This is a genomic window from Kitasatospora sp. NPDC058965 (genome assembly GCF_042741245.1).
Lineage (GTDB): Bacteria > Actinomycetota > Actinomycetes > Streptomycetales > Streptomycetaceae > Kitasatospora.
In genome coordinates this window covers 1-5,730 of the sequence record NZ_JBHYKG010000427.1, presented here as the reverse complement: position 1 = coordinate 5,730, position 5,730 = coordinate 1, and the positions used below count along the sequence as shown (strand labels likewise).

At 75.0% G+C, this 5,730-nt stretch carries 5 protein-coding genes; 1 reads left to right on the top strand and 4 read right to left on the bottom strand.

Going from position 1 to position 5,730, the window contains the following annotated elements:
- Positions 1-139: 139 nt before the first annotated feature.
- From ACFW1A_RS37570 to ACFW1A_RS37555, 4 genes are all read right to left on the bottom strand, one after another.
- The gene (locus ACFW1A_RS37570) at positions 140-565 is read right to left on the bottom strand and encodes a molybdopterin-binding protein (RefSeq protein ID WP_380417625.1); all 426 of its coding nucleotides are present in this window, start codon (positions 563-565) and stop codon (positions 140-142) included.
- A gap of 164 nt (positions 566-729) precedes the next feature.
- Positions 730-936: a DUF6059 family protein gene (locus tag ACFW1A_RS37565; protein WP_380417623.1), complete on the bottom strand. Its 207-nt coding sequence runs from the start codon at positions 934-936 to the stop codon at positions 730-732.
- Positions 933-1,163 carry a hypothetical protein gene (locus ACFW1A_RS37560; protein ID WP_380417621.1) on the bottom strand — a complete coding sequence of 77 codons (231 nt, stop codon included), beginning with the start codon at positions 1,161-1,163 and terminating at the stop codon, positions 933-935. The genes ACFW1A_RS37565 and ACFW1A_RS37560 overlap by 4 nt, the downstream gene beginning before the upstream one ends.
- Before the next feature lie 9 nt (positions 1,164-1,172).
- Positions 1,173-2,717 carry an acyl-CoA carboxylase subunit beta gene (locus ACFW1A_RS37555; protein WP_380417627.1) on the bottom strand — a complete coding sequence of 515 codons (1,545 nt, stop codon included), beginning with the start codon at positions 2,715-2,717 and terminating at the stop codon, positions 1,173-1,175.
- Positions 2,718-3,012: 295 nt separating this feature from the next.
- Here ACFW1A_RS37555 and ACFW1A_RS37550 point away from each other — a divergent pair, with 295 nt between their 5' ends.
- On the top strand, positions 3,013-5,670 hold the full coding sequence (locus tag ACFW1A_RS37550; RefSeq protein ID WP_380417619.1) for an AAA family ATPase: 2,658 nt from the start codon (positions 3,013-3,015) through the stop codon (positions 5,668-5,670).
- Positions 5,671-5,730 lie beyond the last annotated feature (60 nt).

Sequence of the window (5,730 nt, the reverse complement as noted above, 5' to 3'; positions counted from 1 at the left end):
GTGGTCGGCCTGCTGGCCGTTCCCGCGGCCGCGAATCCCCCCCCCCCCCACCCCCCCCCCCCCCCGGCCCCCCCCCGCCCCCCCGCCCGGCCCCCCCCCGGGGCCCCCCCCCCCGCGCGGGTGTCGCAGTGCGCCTGTGTCAGCCTGCCGACAGGGCCAGTTCCGTCGACTTGATCAGCGCCACCACCGGCGAGCCCGTGGCCAGTCCCAGTTCGGTGACGGCTTCGGCCGTGACGGCGGCGGTCAGGTCGCCGCCGCCGTCGATGGTGAGCTTGACCGTGGCCATCGCGCCGCCCGTGGCGACCGAGGCGACGGTGCCCGGCAGCTGGTTGCGGATGCTCAGCCCGGAGACCGGGGCGGTGGCCAGCGCGATCTCGGTGGACTTGGCCAGCGCCTGCACCGGCGAGCCGGCGGCGAGGCCGAGGTCCTTGACCGCGTCCAGGGTGATCGCGGCCGTCACCTCCTGGCCGCCGCTCAGCCGGACCTTCACGGTGGCCATCACGGCCCCGTCCGTGATCTCGGTGACGGTACCGGGGAGCTGGTTGCGGATGCTGAGCGCGGACATGCTGATCTCCGGGTTCGCAGGGCGGACAACGTGGGCTCTTCCCGTCCCACCCTGCCACGCTCCGCGACCGCCCGGAGCGCGCCGCTCGCAGCTACCAGGGCAAACACCGCCCGCCCCTGGCACCCGCGCCCGACCCCTCCCCCGGACGGCCCACTGACCCCCCGTCAGCGGAACCGCAGCGGGGTCCGCCGCCACAGCTCGCGCGCCAGCCGCGCCTCCAGCGGGCTGAGCGCCAGGTGCGGGCAGAGGCGCTCGGGGTGGCCGGGCGGCGGGCCGGTCGGGTCCGGTGCGCCGGGGCCGAGCGGCGTGTACACGTACGCCCGGCCCCCGTTCACCAGCACCCGGTACAGCCGCCCGAACAGCCCCCTCACCGCGAGGACCACGGCCGCGGCGACCGGTGCACCCGCTCCGCGAACCAGTTCGGCCCACCGGCACCGGCGGCGCCGCCGGCCCCGTCACCGCCGTCACCGCCGCCGTCCGGCACCGCGACGGCGGCCCGGGCCCGCAGCACCGCCAGCAGCGCCGCGGCCGTCACCGCCAGCTCCTCCTCGGTCGGGCTCCCGTGCTCGACCCGGAACAGCGTCTCCAAGGTCTCCACCACAGCTCCTCAGGTCGGCGCGTTGCCGTGCTTGCGGGCCGGGATCGGCGCCTGCTTGGCCCGCAGCATGGCCAGCGAGCGGATCAGCACCGAACGGGTGTCCACCGGGTCGATCACGTCGTCCACCAGGCCGCGCTCGGCCGCGTAGTACGGGTGCATCAGCTCGCGCCGGTACTCGCGGATCGCCTGCGCGCGGGCCCGCTCCGGGTCCGGCGAGGCGGCGATCTCGCGGCGGAAGACGATGTTCGCCGCCCCCTCCGCGCCCATCACCGCGATCTCGTTGATCGGCCAGGCGAACGACAGGTCCGCGCCGATCGAGCGCGAGTCCATCACGATGTACGAGCCGCCGTACGCCTTGCGCACGATCACCTGGATCCGCGGCACCGTGGCGTTGCAGTACGCGTACAGCAGCTTCGCCCCGTGCCGGATGATCCCGTTGTGCTCCTGGTCGCTGCCGGGCAGGAAGCCGGGCACGTCCACCAGGGTGACCAGCGGGATGCTGAACGCGTCGCAGGTCTGCACGAACCGGGCGGCCTTTTCCGAGGCGTGGATGTCCAGCACCCCGGCCAGGGCCGAGGGCTGGTTGGCCACGATGCCGACCACGTGCCCGTCCAGCCGGGCCAGCCCGCAGACGATGTTGGTCGCCCACTGCTGGTGCACCTCGAAGAACTCGCCGTCGTCGACGATCTCCTCGATCACCGCGTGCATGTCGTAGGACATCGACGGGTCGGCCGGCACCAGCGACAGCAGCTTCTCGCAGCGCCGGTCCACCGGGTCGGAGCACGCCTCGCGCGGCGGCAGCTCGCGGTTGTTGGCGGGCAGCAGCGAGAGCAGGTAGCGCACCTCCTCCAGGCACTCCTCCTCGCTCTCGCAGACGAACCCGGCCGCCCCCGAGACCCCGGCGTGCACCGCGGCGCCGCCCAGCTGCTCGTGGGTGATCTCCTCGCCGGTGACCGCCTTCACCACGTCCGGGCCGGTGATGTACATCTGTGCGATGCCGCGCACCATGAAGACGAAGTCGGTCAGCGCCGGCGAGTAGGTCGCACCGCCCGCGCACGGGCCGAGCATCACCGAGATCTGCGGGATCACCCCGGAGGCCTTGACGTTGCGGCGGAAGATGCCGCCGTAGCCGGCCAGCGCGGTGACCCCCTCCTGGATCCGGGCCCCGGCGCCGTCGCTGAGCGAGACCAGCGGCGCGCCGGCCGCCTCGGCCAGGTCCATCACCTTGTGGATCTTCTCCGCGTGCGCCTCGCCCAGCGAGCCGCCGAAGATCCGGAAGTCGTGCGCGTAGGCGAAGACGGTGCGGCCGTGCACCAGGCCCCAGCCCGTCACCACGCCGTCGGTGTAAGGCTTCTTCGCGTCCAGGCCGAAGCCCTGCGCGCGGTGCCGGCGCAGCGGCTCGATCTCGGTGAAGGTGCCCTCGTCGAAGAGCAGCGTGAGCCGCTCATGGACCGTCAGCTTCCCCTTGTCCCACTGGGCCTGGGTGGCGCGCGGATCGGGCCCCTGCCGCGCCTGGTCCTTCACCAGGTGCAGCTCGGTCACCCGGGAGCGCAGGTCGGAGAAGTCCGACTCGACCAGCACGTCCGCCAGGACCTCGTCGTTGATCGTCACGATTCACCACTCCTATCGGGCATCGACCGCCCAAGACCTCTGGCACATTGAAGCCCTCCCTCCCCTGCTCCGACATGGTCCGCGACCCCTGCCGAGGGGGTTCACAACCCCTGTGGCGCGGTAGGGGAGTTCTTGTCAGGCAACAACCGGCAACCGCCCGCGCCGGGGTCCAGAGCCCTGTTGCGCTGCACGATGGAAGTCATCCAGGACGGCTCCACGGACGGGGGAGGAACCGCAGATGACCATGCCAATCACGACGCTGGTGGAGCGCGACACCGAGCTCGGTGTCCTCCAGCGGGCGCTGGCCGGGGCTGCCGCCCGGCGCAGTGCGGTACTGCTGATCGAAGGGGCGGCCGGCTGCGGCAAGAGCGAGTTGGTGGAGGCACTGGCCCGGTTCGCCGGCGAGTCCGGCGCGGTGGTGCTGACGGCCTCCGGGTACCCGGGCGAGCAGGAGCTGCCGTTCGGGGTGCTGCGCCAGCTCGCCCAGGCGGCCGAGTCGGCGGGCCTGCCGCTGCCCGCGGTGGACCCCGACGGGCCGGTGCGCTCGGAGCGGATGCGCGAGCTGCTGCAGACGCTCACCCGGGCCGGCGAACGGGCCCCGGTGGTACTGGCGGTGGACGACCTGCCGCTGGTCGACCGCGAGTCCCAGCTGCACCTCGCGCACCTCGTGCAGTACGCCCGGACCGCCCGGCTGCTGCTGGTGCTGGCCGGGGCGGGGCGCGGCTACGGGCTGGCCGAGCCGGAGTTGGACGCCGCGCTGCTGCGCCGGGCCGACTGCCGCCGGGTGCCGGCCCGGCCGCTGACCCCGTCGGCGCTCGCCGACCTGGTCGAGCAGCACGGTTACCAGCCCGCCGCAGCGGCCGAGTTGCACACCCTGACCGGCGGCAACCCGCTGCTGGTCCGGGCCCGGCTGGCGGACCCCGGCTCCCCGGCCGAGCACCAGCCGCCCACCGGCGGCCTGTTCGCCCGCGCGGTGACCGAGTGCGTCACCCGCAGCGGTCCGGGCGCGCTGGCGGCCGCCCAGGCGGTGGCGGTGCTGGGCGAGTTCGCCACCCCGGCCCGGGTCGCCGAACTGCTCGACCTGACCCCCTCGGTGGCCGAGCTGCGGCTCGCCCTGCTGGAGGCGGCCGGGGTGTTGGCCGACCACCGGTTCCGCCACCAGGTCGGCGCGGCCGCCGTGCTGGACCTGATGGCCGCCGAGGAGCGGGCCGACCTGCACCGCCGGGCCGCCGACCTGCTGCGCCGCGAGGGCCAGCCGGCCCCGGTGGTGGCCCGCCACCTGCTCAGCGCCCAGCGGCCCGACCGCACGCCGCCGGCCGCCTCCTGGGCCGCCGACGTGCTCTGCGACCTGGCCGAGCAGCTGCACGCCCAGGACCGGGCCAAGGAGGCCGCCGGTGCGCTGGCCGCCGCCGAGCAGGCCTGCCCGGACGAGCGAAGACGGGACGAGATCGCCACCCGGATCGCCGCGGTGACCTGGCGGTACAACCCGGCGGCGGCCGAGCGGCAGCTGCGCGGTCCGCTGGAGCAGCTGCGGGCGGGCGTGCTGGCGGAGGAGCGGCTCGCGCCGCTGGCCCAGCTGCTGATGGCGCAGGGCCGGGTGGAGGAGGCGCTGGAGGTCAACCAGCAGCTGGGCCGGCAGCTCGCCGCGCAGACCGCCGATCCCAAGTCCCGCCCGGCTCCGGCGGTGGCGGGCGGGCAGGCGCGCGCCAGCGTCTGGGCGGTGCAGGAGACGGCCGGCGAGCCGGTCGTCACCGAGGCCGAACGGCTGCTGCAGTCCACCCCGTTGACCGCGACCACGCTGCTGCTGCTGCACCAGGCGGTGCGCACGCTGGCGCGCAGCGACCAGCCGGAGCGGTCGGCACCGTGGTGCCTGAGGCTCAGTCAGGAGTCCGCCGAGCGCGGCGCCCCGGGTTGGGCCGCGCTCTTCGCCACCGTGCACGCCGAGGTGCTGCTGCACCTGGGCGAGCTGCGGGAGGCCGAGCAGCAGGCCGCGCTCGCCGTGGACTGCCTGCCGCAGGCCGCCGGCAGTGCCTTCGCCTGCGCACCGCTGGCGGCACTGATCCGGGTCCGCACCGCGCTGGGCCGCACCGCCTCGGTGGTGCAGCTGCTCGACCAGCCGGTGCCGCGCTCGGCGCTGGAGTCCGTCCACGGGGTGGCCTACCTGCGCGCCCGCGGCCTGCACCACCTGACGGTGGAGCAGTACCAGGCGGCCCTGGCCGACTTCGGCGAGGTGGGCCGGCTGCTGCGCCGCTGGCGGCTGGACCGGCCGCTGCTCTACCCGTGGCGCACCGACGCGGCCGAGGCCCTGCTCAAGCTGGGCGAGCGCGACCAGGCGGAGCGGCTGGTGATGCAGCAGCTCTCCGCGCCGGACGCGCAGCGACCCTGGGTGCAGGGCATCTCGCTGCGGCTGCGGGCGGCGGTGTCCGAGCGCACCCAGCGCCCGGCCCTGCTGGAGCGGGCGGTGGACGAACTGCGGCGCTCGGGCGACCGGATCGAGCTGGCCCGCACCCTGGCCGACCTCGGCCAGGCACTGCAGGCGGTGGGCGAGACCAGCCGGGCCGGGACCACCACCCGGCGGGCCTGGAACCTGGCGCACGCCTGCGGGGCCGAGGGGCTGCGCGAGCGGATCCTGCCCGGCCTGGCCTCGGAGTCGCACCCGGTCAACCGGCAGCCGGCGGTCGGCAGTGCCGAGCCGCGCCCCGAGCTGAGCGGCTCCCAGCACCGGGTGGCGGCACTGGCCGCGCAGGGGTACACCAACCGGGAGATCGCCATGAAGCTCTACGTGACGGTGAGCACGGTCGAACAGCACCTGACCCAGATCTACCGCAAGCTCAACATCACCCGGCGTCAGGACCTGCCGGTGGAGCTCCAGTTGAGCCTGGCCGAGCTCGCCTGAGGCGGCGGCCGCCGGGCCGCACACGACCGCGGCCCCGGAATCCCGAACGGAGGATTCCGG

What these genes read in the sequence shown, in the direction of transcription:
- ACFW1A_RS37570 (WP_380417625.1), bottom strand. Translation starts at nt 565, where the DNA reads ATGTCCGCGCTCAGCATCCGCAACCAGCTCCCCGGTACCGTCACCGAG.
- ACFW1A_RS37550 (WP_380417619.1), top strand. Translation starts at nt 3,013, where the DNA reads ATGACCATGCCAATCACGACGCTGGTGGAGCGCGACACCGAGCTCGGT.